General features: G+C 65.9%; 14 protein-coding genes. 2 read left to right on the top strand and 12 right to left on the bottom strand.

Annotation, left to right across the window (positions count from 1 at the left end; genetic code table 11):
• Positions 1-5: 5 nt before the first annotated feature.
• Positions 6-872 carry a DUF4123 domain-containing protein gene (locus ACFFJK_RS20380; RefSeq protein ID WP_379681511.1) on the bottom strand — a complete coding sequence of 289 codons (867 nt, stop codon included), beginning with the start codon at positions 870-872 and terminating at the stop codon, positions 6-8.
• A gap of 8 nt (positions 873-880) precedes the next feature.
• Entirely contained in the window at positions 881-3,736 is a 2,856-nt protein-coding gene (locus tag ACFFJK_RS20375) for a type VI secretion system Vgr family protein (protein ID WP_379681510.1), read from the bottom strand.
• 348 nt (positions 3,737-4,084) lie between these two features.
• Between ACFFJK_RS20375 and ACFFJK_RS20370 the strand changes: the two genes are divergently transcribed.
• On the top strand, positions 4,085-6,514 hold the full coding sequence (locus tag ACFFJK_RS20370; protein ID WP_379681509.1) for a TonB-dependent receptor plug domain-containing protein: 2,430 nt from the start codon (positions 4,085-4,087) through the stop codon (positions 6,512-6,514).
• Positions 6,515-6,627: 113 nt separating this feature from the next.
• Here the strand turns inward: ACFFJK_RS20370 and ACFFJK_RS20365 are convergent, their stop codons facing one another.
• The 10 genes from ACFFJK_RS20365 to ACFFJK_RS20320 all read right to left on the bottom strand — a co-directional run bounded on the left by ACFFJK_RS20365 (position 6,628) and on the right by ACFFJK_RS20320 (position 19,765).
• Entirely contained in the window at positions 6,628-8,169 is a 1,542-nt protein-coding gene (locus tag ACFFJK_RS20365) for a hypothetical protein (protein WP_379681508.1), read from the bottom strand.
• On the bottom strand, positions 8,166-10,169 hold the full coding sequence (locus tag ACFFJK_RS20360) for a hypothetical protein (protein ID WP_379681507.1): 2,004 nt from the start codon (positions 10,167-10,169) through the stop codon (positions 8,166-8,168). The genes ACFFJK_RS20365 and ACFFJK_RS20360 overlap by 4 nt, the downstream gene beginning before the upstream one ends.
• Entirely contained in the window at positions 10,153-11,124 is a 972-nt protein-coding gene (locus tag ACFFJK_RS20355; protein ID WP_379681506.1) for a BatA domain-containing protein, read from the bottom strand. The genes ACFFJK_RS20360 and ACFFJK_RS20355 overlap by 17 nt, the downstream gene beginning before the upstream one ends.
• Positions 11,121-12,002, bottom strand: a complete 882-nt coding sequence (locus ACFFJK_RS20350) for a DUF58 domain-containing protein (RefSeq protein ID WP_379681526.1) — start codon at positions 12,000-12,002, stop codon at positions 11,121-11,123. Before ACFFJK_RS20350 ends, ACFFJK_RS20355 begins: the two co-directional genes overlap by 4 nt.
• Positions 12,003-12,013: 11 nt before the next feature.
• Entirely contained in the window at positions 12,014-13,018 is a 1,005-nt protein-coding gene (locus tag ACFFJK_RS20345) for an AAA family ATPase (RefSeq protein ID WP_379681505.1), read from the bottom strand.
• Positions 13,019-13,021: 3 nt separating this feature from the next.
• Entirely contained in the window at positions 13,022-13,642 is a 621-nt protein-coding gene (locus ACFFJK_RS20340; protein WP_379681504.1) for a DUF4159 domain-containing protein, read from the bottom strand.
• A gap of 22 nt (positions 13,643-13,664) precedes the next feature.
• Positions 13,665-15,002, bottom strand: coding sequence for a TldD/PmbA family protein (locus ACFFJK_RS20335; RefSeq protein ID WP_379681503.1), 1,338 nt, complete (start codon positions 15,000-15,002; stop codon positions 13,665-13,667).
• Positions 15,003-15,014: 12 nt separating this feature from the next.
• A complete protein-coding gene (locus ACFFJK_RS20330; protein WP_379681502.1) occupies positions 15,015-16,652 on the bottom strand; it encodes a TldD/PmbA family protein in 1,638 nt (545 codons plus the stop codon).
• Between the two features lie 129 nt (positions 16,653-16,781).
• Positions 16,782-18,116 (bottom strand): TldD/PmbA family protein, encoded by a 1,335-nt coding sequence (locus tag ACFFJK_RS20325; protein ID WP_379681501.1) that lies wholly within the window; start codon positions 18,114-18,116, stop codon positions 16,782-16,784.
• Positions 18,117-18,130: 14 nt separating this feature from the next.
• Positions 18,131-19,765 (bottom strand): TldD/PmbA family protein, encoded by a 1,635-nt coding sequence (locus ACFFJK_RS20320; protein WP_379681500.1) that lies wholly within the window; start codon positions 19,763-19,765, stop codon positions 18,131-18,133.
• 409 nt (positions 19,766-20,174) lie between these two features.
• Here ACFFJK_RS20320 and ACFFJK_RS20315 point away from each other — a divergent pair, with 409 nt between their 5' ends.
• Positions 20,175-20,984: a class I SAM-dependent methyltransferase gene (locus ACFFJK_RS20315; RefSeq protein WP_379681499.1), complete on the top strand. Its 810-nt coding sequence runs from the start codon at positions 20,175-20,177 to the stop codon at positions 20,982-20,984.
• Positions 20,985-21,009 lie beyond the last annotated feature (25 nt).

The raw sequence follows: 21,009 nt of genomic DNA, 5'->3' as shown, positions 1-21,009 counted from the left end.
AGTACTTACTCGACAAAATCCGCCAACCGGTCGATCAAGCGTCCCGATTCCCATTCCGCCCGCAACAACATCTCGCTGAGTTTCGGGTCCCGCAACCCCTTCCCATCGTTGAGAAGCGCCAGGTAAGCCAGCGCAACGACATCGGGAAAGGCCCGTACCTGATGTTGTTGGGCGAAGGAACAGGCTTGTGCTACCTTGTGGTGGATCGTCGCGCGATCGAGCGCGGGTAGCGCTTCGGGATTGCCTTCTGCGATCGCATCGAGCACTGCATCAGGTTCGCCATTGGCAAGCAGCGCCGCAAACTCGGCAGGCGACAGGCGAAACCTGCCTTGCATCGGCGCCCTGTTCGCGTTCAGCGGCAATGATCGTTGCTGGCCATCCCGGCCGATCGTGATCCAGTCGGACAGCATGCACGTCATTCCGTCCCAGTACGCGGGGCGCAAGGCAGTGGAAAGTCCCGGCAGGACCCGCGTGTCGGCAAACCGGAGAAGCAAGACCTGATCGTCTTCGGTGACGGCATTGGCGAACAAGCGGAAATTGTCGTTGACTGCGCGTGCCGATGCGCAGGTGCCGATGAAGCTCAGCATCGGCCGTTCTTTCCGGTGCCGGAGCAAGGTGGCGATCTCCTGCCCTAACCGGCCCTCGTCTTGCACCGTCAGTTCGATCAGGAAGGGCGAAGCCGCGAGCAGGTCCGACATGCCGTCATGGTCGTAGAGGACATCGCGTGCGTTAGGCAGAACAACGCCCTGTCGGCCGTAATCGAAAGCACCGTCGATCAGCGCGAACCAGGTCAGGCCAGGCTGCTTCCGGATGTTTTCTACAAGCTCCCTCGATAGCGCCAGCGTATTGCAAGGATTGGATGCGAAGTACATCGTCCACCTCATTTGAGCGATAGTGCACTGCCTGTCTTCAGCGCCTTGAGCAGGCATTCGATGCAGACCTCCCGAGGCAACCGTGGCAGCGGGTATTCCAGGCGCTCGGGTTCGATCAGGCTCTTCTTTCCTGCGCGGACGGTGATTTTCCCTGGACACTGCACGCCGATATTCCCGCCTTCGATCGTGATACTGGCACCGCCAGCAGTGGCCATGCGGATGCGCTTTGCTGCGGCCAAGTCGATATGAGAGCCGGCGCTCATGACGTTTACTCCGTCGCGCGCCTGTATCGTGAGCGTGTCGCGAAGCGCCTGGAAGTCGACCGGATCTTTCGCAGCGATAAGCTGCAAGCCGAGCAGGTCTTCGCCTGGCTTGAGTGCACCGCCCAGGATGCCGATTGCCTGGCCAGTATGCTTGCGCATGCAATCGCCCGTGGTGAATTGGCTGTCCTGGACACTGATGGTCGCCGCCGTTTCTCCAGCGACCAGTTGCAGGCTCTGGCCGGCGCTCACGCCGAGCCCGGCCTGCGCGGAGATCCCGATGATTGCATCGCTCGCATGCGGCAGCACGCCGGCGGCGGAGCCCGTGCGTTTTTCTGCCGCGTCGGCGCGTGCCGACTCACAGTCCCGGTCGCTGACCATCCCCGATACGCTCGTCAGCAATGCCTGCAGCGGCGCGGCCGCATGATTGAGGACACTGGCGCCCTGCGCAAGCGTGCCGGCAGCGGCCGACAACGCGACTGTCTGGTGCGTGACCGCGGCGCTGCCGAGGGTCCCGCCAAGTGTGGCGGCCTGCCTGGCCAGTGCGATACCGGCTGCGTTATCGCCCACCGGATCGCGATCATTCGCGTCATGCTTGATCGGAAAACTCGTGATGAGCAATCCGCTCCCGGCCCGGATGGCGCCATAGGCATCCGTCCGCAACTCGGCCCCCCTTCCGCGGAAGCTGCCGCGATAGTTATCCGCGGTATGGATCAGATGACCGAGATTGAGTTCGCTGGCGCTGCACGAGCTCGCCAACTGAATGCGTCCCTGGTGATTGGTGTCGTCGAATACCAGCTGGTTGTATTGTGAGCCACCGAATTCCTTGCTTCGAATGCCCCATTGCGCTGCGCTATTCCGATGACCTGCACTGTCGCCCGAAGCGCCATGCCACACCGGGCTGTTGCCTCCCGCAAGATTGCCCTGTCCCGATACCGCATGGTCATGTGCCGCGGCAAACGGCGATGTCCCTGCAAGATGAGTCGGACGCCCTCCCGGCGTTGGTGCTATGCCACCTTCGCCCTGCCCGTTATAGAGCGCGCCGACAATCACCGGACGATTGATATCGCCTTCCAGGAATTGCACCAGCACTTCGCTCCCGATACGCGGCAGGAACTGGCAACCCATGCCGTCGCCAGCAAGCCTTTGCGCTACGCGAACCCAGCAGCTGGCCTTGTTTTCCTGCCAGTGGAAGTGAATCCGCACGCGTCCAATCCGGTCGCAATACAACTCATCCGCTCCGCTCGCTTCGCTGCTGCCGTCCGCGCCAACGACGATGGCGGTTTGTGAACCGTGCGCAGTAGGGCCGCTGTGGCGATCGCCGTCCCGCAGTTGCGGGCGCCAGACGACGTCGGAAGGCAAGGCTTCGAAGCAGTTCCCGTAACCGGTTTCCCTCGCCTGTTCGACCACCAATGCGAAATCGGCTGGCTCGTCGTTGCGAACGCTATCCTGCAGCAATTCCGTAAGGGACCCGAACAGCTCAGCCAATGCATATTGCGCTGGGGGCGGCATGTTGTTCACGCCCACGCTGACGACACGTAGCACCGTCAAGGCGGGCGCGTGGCCGAGTTGCCTCAAGGGAGCATCCAGGACCCGTATCCGGGTTCCGGCCCGTAAGGTACGCAAGGTCGATCGGCCGCCCCACACCTGATTGCGTGCCTCGCGCCGCTCCATCTGTATATCGGAAGCGCGCAGCGCCTCGCGCATGCTGGCGTAGGCGTCCTGGCCACCGGTATCGAATGCTTCAAGAGAAGGCAGCTTGCGGCTGTTATGCAGCTTGGACGGTGCGCTCGCTGCCACGATCTTTTTCGATCGATGGTCATAACTGAGCACCATTGCCATTGACGTCGCCAGCTCGCGCACCGACCATAAAGCCTGCACGGCATCCTGAGGTTCGCAAGCACCGACGCGGTGAAAACGGATTCCATCATCAGCGTCGCTGCAAGGGTCTTCCGGAATGGCCGTCAACCGGGTGCTGTCCGCAAACAGCACCACGCCAGGGCCTTCCTCGGTTTGCTCGCAACGCCAGCCAAGGCCGGCTTCGCTCAACAACCTGTGAACAAAGTCCAGGTCGGACTCGCGGTACTGGCAGCAGTAGTCCAGCGGCGCCGCGTCATCCATGAAGTACCGGGTCTCGTCACTCCAGCGCCACCGTGCCAATGGCAGGTAGGACGCGAACACCGAATCGACAATGTCGATGATGGTTTTTTCTTGCCATACCCGGCAGTTGCGTACCTGGCTCAGACGCCACAGCCACGAAGTCAAGCGCAAGCGATAGCGCGCCAGGCCACCATCGCTGCCCAACATGGCAATCTCGGCGACATCGCCGGCAAAGCTGGCGCAGCCGCCATCGGCCAGGCGTACTTGCAGCGTGGCCCGCTTGCCCAGCATCGGCTCGAGCGGGATATGGGCGTCGGTCGACACCGCGATGATGTCGCGCCATCCCACACCCTGGACCTCATCGTTGGCGGCAAACGCTTCGACCAGCAGCTTGTCTGTTTCAGGATGGGCAGTATCCCCTTCAAATGTCAGGGCATACAGTCTGGTTTCACTGGAAAACTCTGCTAGGGCGGCAATGATCTTTTCAGTCGGGACGGCGCTCATACATGCCTTTGGCTCGAGCAGGAAACTCGACAAGATTCATGGAGAGAGAACGGGGCTGCTTCGTCAGACTGCTTAGCTTATGGGCTTGCTTGAGGTCACTATTGCGAGCGATCAACAATTCCAGCATGCGTCCGCTCCACGGTCGCCAGCGCCCAGATGCGCGCATGGCCTTCTTTATTCAGCAAGCGCAAGCGCATTCTGATGAATACAGCAAATCACGTAAAAGTGTTGCGCACCGTACAGTTAACACTTGTATTTACGCAAATATTTGTCCAAAATCAATTTGCTTTAGTTATAGGAGACCTAGTTTTTGTGATGGCGTAATTCAACTCTCAACAAGGGGACAAGATGGTGAAGCAACCGAAGAAACGGGTATTGCTGGCGACTGCACTGGTATCGGCGATGGCATCGGCGTTCGCGCAGGAAGCGGCGAACACCCAGTCGGAAACGGCCACGGTGGTGGTGCTGGGTTCGCGCACGCAGGCCAAGACTGCACTGGACACGGCGGTGCCGGTGGGCCTGATCAGCGCAAAAGACCTGCAGTCGGCCGGCTCGCTCGAACTCGGCAAGGTGCTGCAGGACCTCGACCCGTCGTTCAACTTCACGACGACTTTTATTAGCGACGGCACCGATATCATCCGCCCCGCCACGCTGCGCGGCCTGGGCCCTGACCAGCTGCTGGTGCTGGTCAACGGCAAGCGCCGCCACCAGCAGGCGCTGGTCAACGTGCAGCAGACCATTGGCCGCGGCTCGGCCGGCACCGACATCAACGCCATTCCCCTGTCCGCGATCCAGTCGATCGAAGTGCTGCGCGACGGCGCGGCCGCGCAGTACGGTTCGGACGCGATCGCCGGCGTGATCAACATTGTCCTGAAAAAAGGCGTCACCGATACCCAGCTCAGCGCCAGCGCCGGCACCACCAGCGAAGGCGACGGCGACACCTACAGCGCCAGCGCGCACAAGGGTTTTGCGCTCGGCGCCAATGGGGGTTACCTGAACCTGTCGGTCGAAGGGCGCGACCGCGACGAGACCAACCGCGCAGGCCTGGACACGGCCCGCGTCAATCCGCCGCGCGTCACCCAGCGCATCGGCGACAGCAAGGCCAAGGACGCCTACCTGTGGCTGAACGCCGCGCTGCCGCTCGGCGGCGGCGAACTGTATGCCTTCGGCGGCGCTTCCCGGCGCAAGGGCGATGCCTCGGGCTTTTTCCGTACCGCGGACGACGCGCGCAACGTGCCGGCCGTGTACCCGAACGGCTTCCTGCCCAACATCATCACCACCGTCAAGGACGCTTCGCTCGCGGTCGGCTACAAGCACAACCTGAACAACGACTGGAGCGTGGACCTGAGCGTCAACCACGGCCGCAGCGAGCTCGGTTTCCACGAGCGCAATTCGATCAACGTCAGCTATTACTACGAGACCGGCAGCTCGCCGCTGGAAGCCGACACCGGCAAGCTGAAGTTCGACCAGACCACCCTGAATCTCGACTTCAAGGGCTCGGTCGACTTCGCGGGCGCCCCGCTCTACATCGGCACCGGCTTCGAATGGCGCCAGGATAACTACCAGATCGTGGCCGGCGACCCGGTGTCCTACCAGTATGGCCGCACCAACAACCCGGCCATCATCATCCGCGACCAGACCGGGGGCATCGCGGCCTCGGGCATCCAGGGCTTCCCGGGCTATACACCGGGCACCGAAGTGGACGACGGCCGCCACAACACCGCCTACTACCTCGACCTCGAGCGCAAGTTCGGCGACGCCCTGTCTGCCGGCGCGGCACTGCGCCACGAGCGTTATTCCGATTTCGGCAACACCACCATCGGTAAACTCAGCCTGCGCTACGACCCGTCGCGCACCGTGGGCCTGCGCGCCAGCGCCTCGACCGGTTTCCGCGCGCCGGGCGTGCAGCAGAAGTTCTACAGCTCGGTCTCGACCAACCTGAACGCCGCCGGCGTGCTCACCGACACCTTGACCGCCCGCGAGAACAGCGCGGTGACGCGCGCCTTCGGCATCGCCCCGCTGCAGGAAGAGACCTCGAAGAGCGCCAGCGTCGGCATGATCCTGCGTCCGACCCAGAACTTCTCGGTGACGGCCGACCTGTACCGCACCAACATCGACGACCGCATCGTGTTCTCGTCGAACATCGCGCCGGAAGCCGGCCCCTGCCCGACGCCGGCCGCCTGCCCGATCCGCGCCATCCTCGACCCGCTGCGCGTGGGCCAGGCGCAGTTCTTCACCAACGCGATCGACACCAGCACCACCGGCTTCGACCTGGTGGCGCAGCACACCACGCGCGGCCAGGGTTCGACGCTGGTGCTGTCCGGCCAGCTCGGGTTCAACCGTACCAAGGTGAAGGACCGCCACTCGCAGTCCTCGGTGCTCACCGGCGCCCAACTATTCGACGACACCCAGGTGACGCTGATCGAGAAGGGCCAGCCGCGCCAGCACCACGTGGTGGCGGCCGACTATACGACCGGCCCGTGGAACGCGACCGTGCGCGCCAATTACTTCGGCGAAGTGGAAGGCCAGGGCTTCACGCCGGGCTTCATCCAGACCTGGGAAGCGAAGTGGATCGTCGATGTCACCGGCCGCTACAATTTCACGAAAAAGCTGAGCCTGTCGGCGGGCATCAACAATCTGTTCGACACCTACCCGACCAAGTGGGACCCGGTCAGGGCCGCCCCGTTCCCGCAGCTGGGCTTTACCTATTGCTGGGAGACCTGCCCGTTCGGGGTCAATGGGCGGTCGATGTACGCGAAGGTGGATTACGCGTTCTGATGGCGTGATCCCCGGCCTGACCGTCCCCGCGTTCGCATTCGATACGAGCAGACGGGGCGGCTATTCACAGGGCCCTTGAACGCACGGGCGGCATCGCCGCCCGCCCTGCGACATCAGCGGCGCTCGCGCCACCACAGCAGCAGCATCGCCAGGGCGAAGGCGAGCGCAAAGGGCCAGGCCGGGAAGGCGCGCGCCGCGCCCTCCAGCGCTTTCACGGGCGTACGGGCGGCATAGCGCGCGGTGGCGTCGCGGCGCTGCGCCGCCTGCCACTGCGGCCAGTCTTCGGGCGCGTAGACATACACCGCGTGCGCGCCCGCCTTGGCATCCCGTACCTGCAGCCAGCCGGCCTTTTCCGGCCAGACGGCGACGCAGGCGCTGTCGGTGCGCGGTGACCACGTGCGCACCTGCTTCAGTTCGGGGAAGCCCACCTCACCGCTCACGCCGCGCGCGCACAGTTCCATGCGCTGGCCCGGCAGCGGCAGCTCTGCCGGCTCAAGCCATTCGACCTCCTGCGGCTGCTGCACGCCGACGCGGTCGAGCACGCCCTGCCACCACAGCGCCAGCGCCTGCGGTTCGGCGATCGCATGACGGTGCCACTCGGCCGCGCCCAGCCAGGCGATGCGGCCCTTGTGCCAGTTGCGGGTCCAGACCATGTTATCCGTACCGCTCCATGCCCCCGCTTCGCGCGCGGGCGGGTTGAGCGTCGCGACCGGCATGTCCAGCGGCGTGTCGATCTTTCGTCCCGCCGGTTGCGCCTGCAGCGGCAGCTGCAGGGTACGCGACCAGACGCCGGGGTCGTTGGCGTTCCCGCCCAGCACCAGCAGCGGCACGCCACCGGCGACCCGGTTCAACAGCGCGGTGCGCCCGGCGGCCCCCAGCCGCTCGAACCAGGCGGCGTCGATGACGAGCAGGTTCGGCTCCTGCATCTGCTCGCGCGGCAGCTCGGTGCGCGTGATGGCGCGTCCCAGCACGACCTGCCAGTCGAGCAGCGCGCCGCTGCCGGCCAGCAGCTCGTTGAGCGTGCGCAGGTCGAACGACGGCGCGCCGAAGCGGCCTTGCACCTGCAGCATCGCCGGCTCGTACACGGTAAGCGGCACCGGCCCTTCGGCGATCGTCTTGCCGGCGGCATCGAGCAGGCGCGCCTTCAGCACCACGCGCTCGGCCAGGGGCGGCAGCCAGTCCACCGCGAGCTCGCCGGTGCCGCGCGTTTCGCCGATCAGCTGGCCGTTCTCGGCCAGCAGCTGCAGGCGCGCGTCAAGCTTGTCCTCGCGCTGCACGCGCAAGGTGAACGTGCGGCCGAGCGCGAGGCGGCGCGGGTAGTCCAGGCGCAGGCTGCCGCCCTCGGGGCGCTGCCACTGCAGCGGCAGCGCCGGCAGGTCGTTCCATTGGGCGGCGCGCAGGCCGTCGCCCTCGACGGCGAACGCACGCACGCCGTCGAGCAAGGGGGCCGGCGCGGCCGGATCGAGCGTCAGGGTGCGGCCGGCGTCGCCCGGCAGGCGGATGCCGGCGGCGAACAGGCCGAGCGCCGTGGCCGCGACCAGCACCAGCAAGGCATCCATCCATTTCCGGCGCCAGGCGTACAGTCCAGCACTGGCGAGTCCTGCCGCACCGATCAGGGCCAGCATCACGCCTGTATTCATCATGCCGTCCGTCATGGCTTGGCTCCTTCGCGCCATGCGCGCACAAACGGCGTCTCGACCCGGGTGCCGGCCTGCAGCAATACCTGCCCCTGTCCGGCCGCGTTGCGCAGCCAGGCGCGCAGCACCGGGCGGCAGGCGGCGCAGCCGTCCGCCACGTCCTGGATCGCACCCTGGGCCGACAGGCGCTGGTCGTCGTCCTGGAGACGGTTGCGCACCCAGTCGTGCGCGGTACGCGTCCACAGCGCCGGCAGCGGGCCGTCGCCGGACAGGGCCTGCACCAGCAGGCGCACTTCTTCCGGCACGCGCGCCTCGCTGCCGCCCTGTTCGCGGCGGTAGCTGGCCGCGCCATCCATCTCGCCGGTCATGCGCTTTTCCTCCTTGATCGGCGGCGGCACGAAGGCGGTCTTGTGCAGGTAGACGCGCTCGGCCTGCTGCAGCTCCTTGATCGCTTCCAGCGCCTTGTACTCAGGCGGCAAGGCCACCTTCGGGGTGAGGGCGCGCAGCGCTTTTTCGGCGTCCCACATCGCCACCAGGGCGCGGCGCAGCACCTTTTTCGTATCCTCGTCGTACAGGGTCGCGTTCTCGGCTTCGTCGTGGGCGTGGCCGTACTGGTGCAGGATGTCCTGGGTGCTGCCGCTGCCATGGCCGCCGTGGTCCCCATGGTCGCCGTGGTCGCCGTGGTCATCGTGGTCCTCGCCGTCGGTAAACAGCGAGGATTCCTCGCCCAGGAACTGGCCGTAGCGGCGCCGCAGCGCGCCCTGGTCGGCGGCGATCTTCTGGCTGCGCTCGAGCACGGCGTCGCGGCTGAGCTTCGTGTTGCGCATGTCGGCCACCAGCTGCTCGGTGTCGATGATGATCTGGCGCTGGCTGCGCAGGCTCTGCGGCTTGACCAGCATCGGCATCGCGGCACTCTCCTCTTCCGCTTCCTCGAGCGGGGCCGGCAAGCGCAGCGTGTAGGTCGGCGACTGGACCGTGTGCGGACGGCCGGCGTTGTCGGTGGCGCGGACAAAGAAATACAGCTCGTCGCCCGGCTCCATGCCCAGCTCGGCCAGCGACCACCGTTTCGACCAGTTGCGCTGCTTCGGGTCGGGCGAGCCCGGCAAGGGCATTTCGCGGTCGGTGAAGCGGATGTTCTCGCCGCTGCCGCGCGCCAGCGTCATGTGCAGCGTGGCGCGCACGATCCGGTAGTCGTCCTGGATCTTGACCGCCATCGGGGCGCTGGTCGCCGTTTCGGAAAGGTCCTGCACCATCTGGGTCGGGGTGAGGATGGTGATTTCCGGCGGCTGGTCGGGCGTCACCTTCAGCGTGTGGCGCTTGCCCTGCCAGCGCCAGAACACCGACTCGGTCGCGGTCCAGCGTGCGCATTCCTTGCCCGGCACGAGGGTCTGGCCGTTGCTGAGCTCGATCTTCTCCATGCCGGCGCCGTCCTTCAGGCACCAGCTCACGACCGTCTGCTCCGGCACCAGCAAATCGCCTGGCGCCGCCTCCACCGGTTTGACGCCGGTGTAGGCCGGCGGCGCAGTGCGCACCACCAGCCGGGAAGCGCCCGGCGCGGCGGCTGCCGCCGGCGCCGCAGCGGGCGCACTGACGGCTTCAGGCGGCGCCGATGCGACAAACCAGACCGCGCCCGCGGCGGCGACGCTGCCCAGCAGCCACGGCCAGCCGGCCTTGACGCGTCCGCGTGCGATGCGGCGCAATTGCGGCCCGCTGACGCTGGCGTCGATCCGGTCGAGCAGGCGGCGGCGCTGCAGTTGGGCCACCGGCGTCGGCGCATGCTCGAGCAGCGCGCTGCTGTCTTCCATCTGCGGCACGGCGCCGTCCAGCCACGCGGTCCATGCGTAGCCGACGCGGCGGCGCAGGATGGCCCAATCCCAGGAGCACCAGGCAAGCCAGGCGATCAGGCCCGGCGCCGAACGGATGAACAGCCACGGCAAGGCGCCGGCGATCCACAGCGGCAGCCGGCGCAGCTGGGCGGCGCGCCAGACGCGCCGGACGATCTCAGCGCCTTCTTGCATGCGTCAGGATCCTTTCGAGTACGAACAAGGCGGCAAGCAGCGCCATCAGGATGCCGCGCAGCGCGCCGCTCGGCTCGGGTGCGCGGACCGCTGGCGATGCCGCGAACACGCGCGGCGGCGCGGTGTAGGCCAGCGGCCCCAGGTGCAGGCGCTGCCAGTCTTCCAGCAGGTTGCGGGCGGCCTTCACGTCTTGCGGCGGCCATGCGGCGGAATGCCACAGGCGGCCGCGCGGGCTGTCGGCGTAGCGCAGACCGCCCACCTGCGCTGCCTTGTCCAGCTCGGGGAAGGCGGCGATATGGGTAACGAGCCACAACGGCGCGCGCAGCGACGGCGGCGGCGCGTCGGCACGGTCCCAGACGATCAGCGCTGTCTGCTCGCCCGGCGTCTCGTCGATGGCCACGCCCTGCGCCGCGAACACCCGGCGCCATTGTTCCGCACGCTCGCTGACGATGTGGACGCGGCGCTCGTCCTTGCTCGGCGCCTGTGCCAGCGTGCGCAATTCGATCCTGCGCCCGAATTCCGGCACCAGCGCCGGCATCGGAATGTCCCCCAGCACCAGCAACCGCGCCTCCGGACGCCACTCGCGCTCATGGGCGCGCAGGAAGCCGATGGCACGCGCTGCCGGCAGCGTGACGCGTTCGGCCTGCGCCAGCCCGGCCTGTGCGGCCTGCTTGTCCGCCCACTGGGGATCGGTACCGGCAGCGACGATGACGGTGTCGCCGCGCCAGGGCATGACCGGGTCGGCCAGCCAGGCGATGGCGCAGGCCAGCAGCAGGCAGCGCACCAGCAGCAGGAAAAGGTCGTTCCAGCGCCATTCGCGCGTCTGGCGCGGTTCGGTGCGCGGCAGGAAGCGCGCCGTGGCCAGGGGCACGGCCTGGTGCTGCTCGCGCTTGCGGCGGTGCCACCACACCGGCAACAGCAGCACCGGCAATGCCAACCACCAGAGCGCGTTCATGGCCGGCCTCCCGGACGGCGCAGCCACAGCCGCAACACCTCGCCGGGGGATTGCTCGATGCGCGCCGCCACCAGCGGGATGTCATGCTTGCGGCAGGCGGCGCTCACCTGCGCGAAGTGTTGCTCGCGGTTGCGGCGGTAACCCGCTTTCAGGTCCGAGCCGAAACGGAACACGCCCGCGCCCTGCTCCGGGTCGCGATAGGCCAGGGCGTCGGAAAAACTGGCGTCGACCTCGGCCTGGGTCTGCAGGCACAGCACGCGCACGTCGTGGCGCATGCCGCGCAGGCGCATCAAGGCCTGCGACAGCGGCGAAGGCCAATCGAGCAGGTCGCTGGCCGCGAAGATCACGCTCGGCGACTGGGCGAAATGCAGGCTGGCGCGCAGGGTGTCGGCGTCCGGCAGTTCGCCGTCCGCCTGCACCCGGCTCAGCTGCAGCAGCACGCGCTGCAGCTGGCGCGGGCCGCGCAGGGCCGGGGTGAACTGCACCTTGCCACCATTGAGTACGACCAGGCCGAACGCATCTCCCTGGCGCTGGGCGATGGCGGCGACGCAGCCGAGCAGCGTGCGCGCATAGGCCAGCTTGTCGACGCCTTCCACCTCGCGGCTGGGTTCCAGCATCGAGGCGCTGGCGTCCAGCACCAGCCAGACCGCCACGTGGCTGTCGCGCTCGGCCTCGCGCACGAAGTACCGGTCGGCGCGGGCCAGCAGCTTCCAGTCGACACGGCGCCACTCGTCCCCGGGCGCATAGGCCCGGTACTCGGAAAATTCGACGCCCGCCCCACGCTCGCGCCCGGCGTGGATGCCGTGCCCCAGGCCCGCCAGCACGTGGCGGATCACGAGGTCGAGCTTCTGCGTATGCGCGATCAGCGCGGTCTTCACCAGCGACAAGATTAATCGACCCGGATCTCGTTGCGCAGGGATTGCAGGATGTCGGCGATGGCGATGCCGTCGGCCTCGGCCTCGAAATTGCGCAGCACGCGGTGCGCCAGCACCGGCAGCAGCATGGCCTGGATGTCGTCGCGCGTGACCGCCAGGCGGCCCTGCATCAGGGCGCGGGCTTTCGAGGCCAGCACCAGGGCCTGGCCGGCGCGCGGGCCGGCGCCCCAGCCGATGTGGTTTTTCACCGCGGCGACCGTGGTCTCGGAAGGGCGGGTCGCGCGCACCAGGCGCGTGGCATAGCGCAACAGGTGCTCGCCGATCTCGATGTCGCGCACCAGTTGCTGCAGGCGCAGCAGCGTGTCGACGCTCATCGCCGGCTCGGCGTCATCCAGGCCCGCATGCGTGGTGCGCGAGACCATCATGACCTCTTCGTCCTCGGTCGGGTAAGCGACGTCGATGCGCAGCAGGAAGCGGTCGAGCTGGGCTTCCGGCAGCGGATAGGTGCCGGCCTGCTCGATCGGGTTCTGCGTGGCCAGCACGAAGAACGGACGCGGCAGTGCATGGGTGGTGCCGGCGAAGGTAACGGCGCGCTCCTGCATGGCTTCGAGCAGCGCGGACTGGGTTTTCGGTGGCGCGCGGTTGATCTCGTCGGCCAGCAGCACCTGGGTGAACACCGGGCCCTGCTGGAAGCGGAACACGCGCTGGCGCGTGCTGGTGTCTTCTTCGAGGATCTCGGTGCCGACGATATCCGAAGGCATCAGGTCCGGCGTGAACTGCACGCGGCGGAACTGCATGTCGGTGGCCTGCGCCAGCGACTTTACCAGCAGCGTCTTGCCCAGGCCCGGCACGCCCTCCACCAGCGCGTGGCCGCCCGCCAGCAGGCAGGTCACGAGCAGGTCGACCACCTCTTCCTGCCCGATGATCACGCGCGCCATGCTCGCCTTCAGCGCGCCGATTTTCTCCACCAGTCCGGCAATTTCCTGTTCACTCCACGCTACCGCATCACGTTCAGCCACCACTTACGCTCCCAACGCATATTGAATGATATTGACCGCGAAGCGGGTGTTGTCGACCGCGAGGAACCGCTTGTTGCGGAAGTCGTAGTCCCACTCGCATCCGTAGTCCTTGTTCGAGTACAGCACGCGGATGCGCCCGCCGAACTCGATCGCCTTCAGGTACTCGTGCACCAGGTCGTCGCCCCAGCCATTCAGTTCCCCAGAGGTCGTCGGCGGGCCGTCGAACTTGAAGAAGCACGAATACAGCGGGTGCGTATTCGGGATCTTCTTCAAGGCCGACGCGCCGAAGATCTTCGCCATCTCGGCTTCGAACGACTTGGCGAACAGGCCGTCGATGTCGTGGTTGCAGTCGTCCACGAACACGAAGCCGCCGCCGCGCACGTATTTTTCGAAATTGCGCCGCTCGGCTGGCGTGAACTGCACCAGCTTGTGCCCCGCCAGGTAGCAGAACGGCGCCTGCAGCATCTTCGGATCCGACAGTGCGACCATGCGCTCGGTCGGATCCACCCGCAACGTGGTGTACTCGACGAGCGAGTTCAGCACGTTGCTGGGCATACGGATGTCCACGTCCCAATTGCCCGACTCGTACATCAGGCGCGTGAAGTAGAAATCGAAGGATGCCATAAGCGGGCCATTAAAAAGAAACTCACACCGCGTCGGACAGCGAAGTAAAGTTGAAGTCGCGCACCTTCATCGACGGCAGCACCATCTGGTACGGCACCTCGTCGCCGCCGATGATCTCCGGCTTGCCGAGTTCCTCGATGTTGTTGAGGATGGTGACCGGGCTTTCGTTGAAGCGGAAGTTCTTCACCGGATGCTTGATCTTGCCGTTCTCGACGTAGAAGGTACCGTCGCGGGTCAGGCCGGTGATGAGCAGCGACTGCGGATCGACCATGCGGATGTACCAGGTGCGCGTGACCACGATACCCTTCTTGGTGTTGGCGACCAGCTCGTCCAGCGACTTGGTGCCGCCGGCCATGATCATGTTGCCGTGGCCCGCCGTGGCCTGCTTGCCGGTCTTCTGCGCCCAGAATGGCGAATACTCGAGCGAGGCGACGCGGCCGTTCTTGATCAGGTCGGTACGCTTGCGGGCGAGCATGGTCTCGTTGTCCCACGGCGCCACCGGCACGTCCGGGTTCCACGGGTCGGCCCAGATGTTGACCTGCTCGTCGAACAGCTTCTCGCCCAGGCGGTTGCCGCCGCCCTTCTTGGCCAGGAAGCTGCGGCCTTCGTCGGCCGAGCGCGCGCTGAAGGAAGCGAACATGTTGCCGAGGATTTCCGAGGTCGCGGCCGGCTCCAGGATCACGGTGTAGCGGCCCGGTTCCAGTGCTTTCGCATCGACCGAGCGCAGCGCCTTGTCGATCGCGATCTCGGCGGCTTCCGCGGCATTGAAGCGGCGCGCATCGACCGCCGAGCGGGTCACCCAGCCCGAACCGCGGCCGTCTTCGGTGCGCGCGGTGCAGGTAAAGGAGAGGTCGGTGAATTCCTGGAAGCCGAACACGCCCTTCGAGTTGGCGATGCAGGCAAAGCGGGTGCTGTCGGTGAAGAAGCCGGCCGTGACCAGCTTCTTGGCGCGCGCCTGGCCGATCGCCGCGGCCGCCACGTCGGCGCGGTAGGCCGGGTCGATCGCGGCCGTGGTCGACATGAAGGTCTTGGTGGTGAGGTAGTCCTGCTTGCTCACGGCCGGCACGAATTCCGGATTTTCCGGCGCCAGGCGCGCCAGCTCCTCGGCGCGGCGCACGGCCTTTTCCAGCGACTTGTCGTCGAACTCGTTGACCACGGCGGTACCCACGCGCTTGCCGAAGGCGACGCGCACGGCCAGCTGGGTGTCTTCGGTCAGGCCCGAGGTCGACACGCTGTTGCGCGCGAAACGGATGTTACCGGTCTGGTTGCCTTCGATCGAGATGCTGCATTCGTCGGCTTTCGAGAAACCGATCACGCGGTCGGCGATGCGCTTGGCTTGTTCCTGGTTCAGCTGTTTCATGTGTTTCTCCCCTCAACCGATCTTGCGTGCGGTGTTGATGACGTTGATGCCATTGAAGCGGCTGGTAGACGACCCGTGCGAGACCGCGCTGACCTGGCTCGGCTGGCCCTTGCCGTCGAAGAACGAGCCGCCCATGCGCCAGTCGCGTTCGTCGCAGATGGCGCTGCAGGCATTCCAGAATTCCTGGGTATTGGTCTGGTAGGCCACGTCTTCCAGCGGGCCCGTGATCTTGCCGTTCCGGATCTCGTAGAACAGCGTGCCGCCGAACTGGGAGTTGTAGCGCTGCTGGTCGATCGAGTAGGAGCCGCGGCCGAGGATGTAGATGCCCTTCTTGACGTCCTTGATCATCTCGTCCGGTGTGAGCCGGGCCTTGCCCGGCTCCAGCGAGATGTTCGGCATGCGCTGGAACTGGATGGTGCTCCAGCTGTCCGCGTACGAGCAGCCGTGCGATTCTTTTTCTCCGATGATGTGGGCCTGGTCGCGTGTGGCCTGGTAGTTGACCAGGATGCCGTTGCGGATGATGTCCCACTTCTTGGCGCGCACGCCTTCGTCGTCGTAGCCGATCAGGCCGAGCGAGCCCGGCGTGGTGCGGTCGGCAACGAAATTCACGCGCTCGGAGCCGTACTTGAATTTCTTCGATTCCCACTTGTCCAGGCCCACGAAGCTGGTGCCGGCGTAGTTGGCTTCGTAGCCGAGCACGCGGTCCAGTTCGGTCGGGTGGCCGACGTTCTCGTGGATGGTCAGGAACAGGTGTTCGGGGCTCAGCACCAGGTCGTACTTGCCCGGCTCGACCGACTTGGCGGTGAGCTTCTCGCGCGCCTGCTTTCCCGCCAGCCTTGCATCCTCGACGATGTCGTAGGAGTTGGTGTACAGCGTAGTGACGCCGCCGGCGGCCCGCACCTTGTCGCTGGCTTTCGCATCGAAGTACTCGTAGCCCATCGACACCGGCGAGCTCAGGCCCGCACGCGAGCGGAACTTGCCGCTGGCCTTGTCGACGGCGGTGGCGTTGATCGGCGCCCACAGGCGGTGGACGTCCTGGTCGATGTAGGAGCCGTCGGTGGAAGCAAAATACTTCTGCTGGTTGATCTGGAACAGCGACGCGGTCATGAAGTTGGCGCCGGCGTCCAGGCCCGCCTTGTTGGCCGCGATCAGCATGTCGGCCTTCTGCTTGACCGGAATGGCGCGCCAGTCCTTCAGGACCGGGGTGGCCCAGGCCACTTCGCCCACGCCTTTGACCGGCGCCAGGCGCACCGGCTCGGTCTGCAGCTTGGCGTTGGCCTTGGCGATCGCCACCGCCTGGCGCGCCGCCTCGGCCACGCTGTCCGGGGTCATGCTGTTGGTCGAGGCGAAGCCGTAGGCGCCGTTGGCGATCACGCGCACGCCCACGCCGCTCGACTCGGTGTTGCTGATGTTCTCGACGTTCAGGTCGCGCGTGATGATGAACTGGTTCAGGTAGCGGCCGATGCGCACGTCGCAGTAGGACGCGCCGGCCTTGGTCGCGGCATTCAGCGCGACGTCGGCCAGGACCTTCTTGGCGCTGGCGGCCATCGGGTTGAGCAGCTCTTCGGCGGCGATGGCGTTGCCGAAGACGGGGATCAGCATGGCGCCCGCGGTGCCGGCGCCGATCTGGAGGAATTTACGACGTTCCATTTCTATGAGTTTCCCTATGATCCGTCATTCCCGCGCAGGCGGGAATCCAAGTTCGTAGCGTCGTGGTAGCGCATGCAAAATCGGGTTCCCGCCTTCGCGGGAACGACGTTGGTTTGGGCCGCTGGCTTTTTACACCGCGTCCGACAGCGACGTGAAGTTGAAATCGCGGATCTTCATCGCCGGGATCAGCATCGAGTAGTTCGCCTCGTCGCCGCCGATCACCAGCGGCCTGCCGATCTCGTCGATGTTGTTGAGCATCGTGATCGGGCTCTCGTTGAAGCGGAAGTTCTTGATCGGATGCTTGACCTTGCCGTTCTCGATGTAGAAGGTGCCGTCGCGGGTCAGGCCGGTGACCAGCACCGACTGCGGGTCCACCATGCGGATGTACCAGGTACGGGTGACCAGTACGCCCTTCTTGGTGTTGGCGATCAGCTCGGCCGTGCTCTTGTCGGTGCCGGCCATGATGATGTTGCCGGCGCTGCCGATGGCGCGCTGGTTCTTCTGCCTGGCCCAGTACTGCGAATAGTTCAGCGCATTGATGCGGCCGTCCTTGACCAGGTGGGTGCGTTCGCGCGGCAGCATGTTGCCGTCCCACGGCAGCACCGGCACGTCCTTGTCCCACGGGTCGGACCAGATGTTGACCTGCTGGTCGAACAGCTTGTCGCCCAGGCGGTTGGCGCCGCCCTTCTTCGACAGGAAGCTGCGGCCCTCGTCGGCCATGCGGGCATTGAAGCCGCCGATCATGAAGGTCAGCAGGTCGCTGGTGGCGGACGGCTCCATCACCACGGTGTAGCGGCCCGGCTCGAGCGCCTTGGCGTCCACCGAGCGCAGCGCCTTTTCGATCGCCACGTCGGCCGCTTCGCGCGGGTCGAATTTCGCCACGTCACGCGCCGAACGCTTGACCCAGCCCGAACCGCGGCCGTCTTCGGTGCGCACGGTGCAGGTGAAGTCGAGCGAGGTGGCGACCTGGTGGCCGAACACGCCGTTCGAGTTGGCGATGGTTTCGAAGCTGGCGCGGTCGGTGAGGAAGCCGGCCGACACCAGGCCCTTCTTGCGGCAGGCTTCCATCGCGTAGGCGGCGGCCTGGGCGCGGAATTCCGGGTCGATGTCGGCGGTGCGCTGGACGAAGGTCTCGGAGGATTTGTAGGCGGTCTTGGCGATCGCCGGCATGAATTCCGGGTTCTCCGGCGCCAGGCGCGCCAGGTCTTCGGCGCGGCGCACGGCGCGCTCGAGCGACTTGTCGTCGAACTCGTTGATGGTGGCGGTGCCCTGGCGCTTGCCGAAGGCGACCTGCACCGTGATGCGGGTGTCGTCGGCCAGGCCGGCGGTGGAGACGGCATTGCGGGCAAAGCGGATGTTGCCGATGCGGCTGCCTTCGACGTTGACGATGCACTCGTCGGCTTTCGAGAGCGACAGCACGCGGTCGGTGATGCGCTTGGTCTGGTCCTGGTTCAGGATGCTCATGGGTGTCCTTCTCCTCAGCCGATCTTGCGGGCGGTGTTGATGACGTTGATGCCGTTGAAGCGCGTGGTCGACGAGCCGTGCGACACGATACTGATCTGCGGCGGCTGTCCTTTGCCGTCGAAGAAGGAACCACCCATGCGCCAGTCGCGCTCGTCGCAGATGGCCGAGCAGGCGTTCCAGAATTCCAGGGTGTTGGACTGGTAGGCCACGTCTTCCAGCATCGGGCCGATCTTGCCGTCCTTGATCTCGTAGAACAGCTGGCCGCCGAACTGGGAGTTGTAGCGCTGCTGGTCGATCGAGAACGAGCCGTCGCCGACGATGTAGATGCCCTTCTTGATGTCCTTGACCATCTCGTCCGGGGTCAGGCGCTTCTTGCCGGGCGCCAGCGACACGTTCGGCATGCGCTGGAACTGCACCGAGTTCCAGCTGTCGGCGTACGAGCAGCCGTGCGATTCCTTCTCGCCGATGATGTGGGCCTGGTCGCGCGTGGCCTGGTAGTTGACCAGGATGCCGTCCTTGATGATGTCCCAGCGCTTGGTCTTGACGCCTTCGTCGTCGTAGCCGACCGCGCCCAGCGAACCCGGGGTGGTCTTGTCGGCGTACAGGTTGACCATCGGGTTGCCGTACTTGAATTTCTTCGATTCCCACTTGTCGAGCGTGGCGAAGCTGGTGCCGGCGTAGTTGGCTTCGTAGCCGAGCACGCGGTCCAGTTCCGTCGGGTGGCCGACGTTCTCGTGGATCGTCAGCCACAGGTGTTCCGGCGACAGCATCAGGTCGTACTTGCCCGGCACGACCGACTTGGCGGTCAGCTTGGCCTTGGCGTCGCGGCCGGCGGCGCGCGCGTCCTCGATGATGTCGTAGGAATTGGTGTACAGGGTGGCGACGCCGCCCGCGGCCTTGAGCTTGTCTTCCTTGCGGGGGGTGAGGTATTCGTAGCCCATGCCGACCGGCGAGCCCAGGCCGGAGCGCGAACGGAACTTGCCGGTGCTCTTGTCCACGGCGGTGGCCTGGAACGGCGCCCACAGGCGGTGCACGTCCTGCTCGATGTAGGAGCCGTCGGTGGAGGCGAAATATTTCTGCTGGTTCACCTGGAACAGCATCGAATTCATGAAGGTCGCGCCGCCTTCCATGCCGGCCTTGTTGGCGGCGATGAGCAGGTCCGCTTTCTCCTTGATCGGCACGGTGCGCCAGTCCTTCTTGATCGGCGTGGCCCAGGAAACGTCACCGACGCCCTTGACTGGAGCCAAGCGCACCGGTTCGGACTGCAGCTTGGCGTTGGCCTTGGCGATCGCCACCGCCTGGCGCGCCGCGTTGGCGATGCCGTCGCTGCTCATGTCCGAGGTGGCGGCGAAGCCGTAGGCGCCGTTGGCGATCACGCGCACGCCCACGCCGGCGGACTCGGTGTTGGCCACGTTCTCGACGTTCAGGTCGCGGGTGGTGATGAACTGGTTCAGGTAACGGCCGATGCGCACGTCGGCGTAGCTGGCGCCGGCCTTGGTGGCGGCGTTCAGCGCGACGTCGGCCAGCGCCTTCTTGGCGGCCGTCGGCATGCTGCTGAGCAGTTCTTCAGCGGCGATGGCGCGGCTGAACGGGACGAGCGTGGAGGCGAGCGCCAGGCTGCTGAAATTGAGAAAGGTACGGCGTTCCATAATGTCTCCTGAAATCAACCTACTTCTGGGCAGCGGTCCCGCTTTGTGGGCGGCCCGCTCTTGTATGTACGGCGGAGGAAGCGTCTTTACCGGGCGAAAATAGGCCTCGGCAAACTTGTCAACCTTAGCAGCAACTTGGGATTTTGAATAGGCAATTGTTATGCCAGATCAAAACATCGGCCGGGCACATGATGTTTGCGCACGACGGTGTTCGTGAACGTGTCCGCCGGTGTGTCCGCTACCTGTCCGGCGACTGTCCGCCCGCCTGCCGCGGACACATGGGCGGACAAGGTGCGGGCGCGATATGCATACGCGGACAAGGCTTGACTGTCCGCGCCGTGTGACCGATCATCGGCGCGGCGGCGGCGCCCTGCCCGGCCGCGAACAATCACTTGGAGACCTCGAACCGATGAAACGACTGATCCTGGCCGCAGGTATCGCTGCAACCCTGGCCACCGGCTTGAGCGCCGCTGGCGTCGCGCAGGCCGACGACGCCCTGAAGGCAGCCATCGCGGGCGAACACCGCAGCGCCGCCAACAAGGCACGCGACGCGGCGCGCCACCCGTACGAAACCCTGACCTTCTTCGGCATCAAGCCGAACATGACGGTGGTGGAGCTGTCGCCGTCGGGCGGTTGGTACACCGAGATCCTGGCGCCCTACCTGCGCCAGAACGGCAAGCTGATCGGCGCCGGCGAGGAAATCGCGCCGGAGAAGCGCTACGGCATGGCCTTCAAGAAGAAGCTCGATTCGAACCCGGCGGTCTTCGACAAGGTGGTCCCGGGCATCTTCGAACCGCCGACCCGCTACCAGATCGCGGCGCCGAACAGCGTTGACATGGTGCTCACCTTCCGCAACCTGCACAACTGGGCCGGCCACGGCGACGAAGCGCTGAAGAACACCTTCAAGGAAATCCACAAGGTGCTGAAACCGGGCGGCGTGCTGGGCATCGTCGACCACCGCCTCCCTAGCTCGATGACGCAGGACGCCAAGGCTTCCAGCGGCTACGTGCACGAAGCCTGGGTCATCAAGATGGTCGAGAGCGCCGGCTTCAAGCTGGCCGCCAAGTCGGAAGTCAACGCCAACCCGAAGGACACCGCCAACCACGAAAAGGGCGTGTGGACCCTGCCGCCGGTGCTGGCCAACAAGGACAAGGACCGCGAGAAGTACCTGGCGATCGGCGAGAGCGACCGCATGACGCTCAAGTTCGTCAAGCAGTAAGACCGCCGTCATCCGTACGGGAAAG

Source organism: Massilia consociata, from assembly GCF_042432755.1.
GTDB lineage: Bacteria > Pseudomonadota > Gammaproteobacteria > Burkholderiales > Burkholderiaceae_D > Telluria > Telluria consociata.
The sequence above is the reverse complement of the archived record's forward strand: the minus strand, read 5'-3'. Positions and strand labels throughout refer to the sequence as shown.

Coding starts and splice junctions, on each gene's coding strand:
- ACFFJK_RS20360 (WP_379681507.1), bottom strand. CDS start 10,169: ATGCAAGAAGGCGCTGAGATCGTCCGGCGCGTCTGGCGCGCCGCCCAG.
- ACFFJK_RS20320 (WP_379681500.1), bottom strand. CDS start 19,765: ATGGAACGCCGTACCTTTCTCAATTTCAGCAGCCTGGCGCTCGCCTCC.
- ACFFJK_RS20315 (WP_379681499.1), top strand. CDS start 20,175: ATGAAACGACTGATCCTGGCCGCAGGTATCGCTGCAACCCTGGCCACC.
- ACFFJK_RS20375 (WP_379681510.1), bottom strand. CDS start 3,736: ATGAGCGCCGTCCCGACTGAAAAGATCATTGCCGCCCTAGCAGAGTTT.
- ACFFJK_RS20365 (WP_379681508.1), bottom strand. CDS start 8,169: ATGACGGACGGCATGATGAATACAGGCGTGATGCTGGCCCTGATCGGT.
- ACFFJK_RS20325 (WP_379681501.1), bottom strand. CDS start 18,116: ATGAGCATCCTGAACCAGGACCAGACCAAGCGCATCACCGACCGCGTG.
- ACFFJK_RS20340 (WP_379681504.1), bottom strand. CDS start 13,642: ATGGCATCCTTCGATTTCTACTTCACGCGCCTGATGTACGAGTCGGGC.
- ACFFJK_RS20335 (WP_379681503.1), bottom strand. CDS start 15,002: ATGAAACAGCTGAACCAGGAACAAGCCAAGCGCATCGCCGACCGCGTG.
- ACFFJK_RS20355 (WP_379681506.1), bottom strand. CDS start 11,124: ATGAACGCGCTCTGGTGGTTGGCATTGCCGGTGCTGCTGTTGCCGGTG.
- ACFFJK_RS20370 (WP_379681509.1), top strand. CDS start 4,085: ATGGTGAAGCAACCGAAGAAACGGGTATTGCTGGCGACTGCACTGGTA.
- ACFFJK_RS20330 (WP_379681502.1), bottom strand. CDS start 16,652: ATGGAACGTCGTAAATTCCTCCAGATCGGCGCCGGCACCGCGGGCGCC.
- ACFFJK_RS20380 (WP_379681511.1), bottom strand. CDS start 872: ATGTACTTCGCATCCAATCCTTGCAATACGCTGGCGCTATCGAGGGAG.